The 1,309-nt window shown below is 72.7% G+C and carries 4 protein-coding genes; 2 read left to right on the top strand and 2 right to left on the bottom strand.

The window, feature by feature from the left end; all coding sequences use genetic code 11:
- Positions 1–437: IclR family transcriptional regulator (locus ACRDSQ_RS12985; protein ID WP_431421233.1), on the top strand; the 437-nt coding region annotated here is incomplete at its 5' end.
- Positions 434–826 carry a Rieske (2Fe-2S) protein gene (locus ACRDSQ_RS12980; RefSeq protein ID WP_431421232.1) on the top strand — a complete coding sequence of 131 codons (393 nt, stop codon included), beginning with the start codon at positions 434–436 and terminating at the stop codon, positions 824–826. The genes ACRDSQ_RS12985 and ACRDSQ_RS12980, both read left to right, overlap by 4 nt.
- Positions 827–837: 11 nt before the next feature.
- Here ACRDSQ_RS12980 and ACRDSQ_RS12975 read toward each other — a convergent pair whose 3' ends face one another.
- Positions 838–1,062, bottom strand: coding sequence for a hypothetical protein (locus ACRDSQ_RS12975; RefSeq protein ID WP_431421231.1), 225 nt, complete (start codon positions 1,060–1,062; stop codon positions 838–840).
- Complete coding sequence (locus tag ACRDSQ_RS12970; protein ID WP_431421230.1) at positions 1,059–1,256, bottom strand: hypothetical protein; 198 nt, start codon at positions 1,254–1,256, stop codon at positions 1,059–1,061. The genes ACRDSQ_RS12975 and ACRDSQ_RS12970 overlap by 4 nt, the downstream gene beginning before the upstream one ends.
- Positions 1,257–1,309: the final 53 nt, after the last annotated feature.

The raw sequence follows: 1,309 nt of genomic DNA, 5'->3' as shown, positions 1-1,309 counted from the left end.
GCCCGGATGTGCTCTATATCGAGCGGCGCGAGGGGCCCGGAACGATCCCGGTCTTCCGCGCGATCGGCGCCCGGACCGCGTCCCACTCGACCTCCAGCGGCAAGGTGCTTCTCGCCTACCTGCCGGTCGACCAGCGCGACCGCCTTCTCGACACCATGCGGCTGACCCCGAAAACGCCGCGGACCATCACCTCGCGGTCCGCGCTGGTCGAGGAGTTCGCCACCATCCGGCGGCAGGGCTTCGCCGAGAACCGCGGGGAGTCGCAGACCGGGATGTGCTCGATCGCGGCGCCGGTGCGCGACTCGCTGGGCCGGGTGGTCGCGTCGGTGTCGGTCGCGCAGTACGCCGACGACGTCGACGCGGGGCTGCGCCACCTGGCCCGGTACGTCGTGGAGACGGCGGCGCGCATCTCGGCCGGGCTGGGGTGGACCCATTGACCGGCGGGTGGCAGCGGGTCTGCCGGGTGGAGGAGATCGAGGACGACCAGCCCGTGGGCCGGGTCGTCCTGGGGTCCGACCGCGTGTGCGTCGTGGCCAGGGGCGACGGCGAATTCGTCGCGATGCTCGACCGCTGCCCGCATCGCGACATCGCGCTGTCCGGTGGTGTGGTCAAGGACGGGACACTGGTGTGCCCAGGCCACTTCTGGCGCTTCGACCTGGCGACCGGCGAGCGCACCGACCTGCCGGAGCGGGGAGCCACCGTGTACCGCACCCGTGTGGTCGACGGCTGGGTCGAGGCGGACTTGCCGCCTCCCGCTCCCCGCCGGTCGATACGCGAGTGGTTGCTGGCCGAGGCCCGTTCGAGCGACGCCGCCCGCGAAGCGTGAGACGGCGGCCGTCAGCCTGCTGCCGCGTCGTGCGGTGCTCGGCTGCGGGCGACGAGCAGGGCGTCCGCGGCCGTGACCGTGGAGACCGCTTCGGCGATCGCGCTGATCGTCTTGTCGCTGTGCCAGGCGGGCTCGTACATGTTCGGGAACGGGCCGATCGCTCCGAGGTCGACGTACACCGAGGCCACCACGGCGGCCAGGGACGCGGCGGACACGAGCAGCGCCAGCGCGGTCACCGCCCGGTGGGCGGTGACGAGGATGAGGACCGCGGCGAGGGCGGCGACCGACGCCTGGACGCGCGGAACAGGGTGCCCTGGCTGATGTCGGCCACGTTGGCGTCGTCGGCGGCGGCGAGGTCGAAGTGGATGTAGGAACTCACGGCGAGTCCCGCCGCGGTGAGGATTCGCAGGAACAATCCCGGACCGAACATGGCGTCTCCCGTGGGGGGGTGGGGCCGGTGCCCGGCCGAGGAACGGAGTGGTC

The organism is Actinokineospora sp. (assembly GCF_050699995.1).
GTDB lineage: Bacteria > Actinomycetota > Actinomycetes > Mycobacteriales > Pseudonocardiaceae > Actinokineospora.
This window is presented reverse-complemented; position numbering and strand designations above follow the sequence as displayed.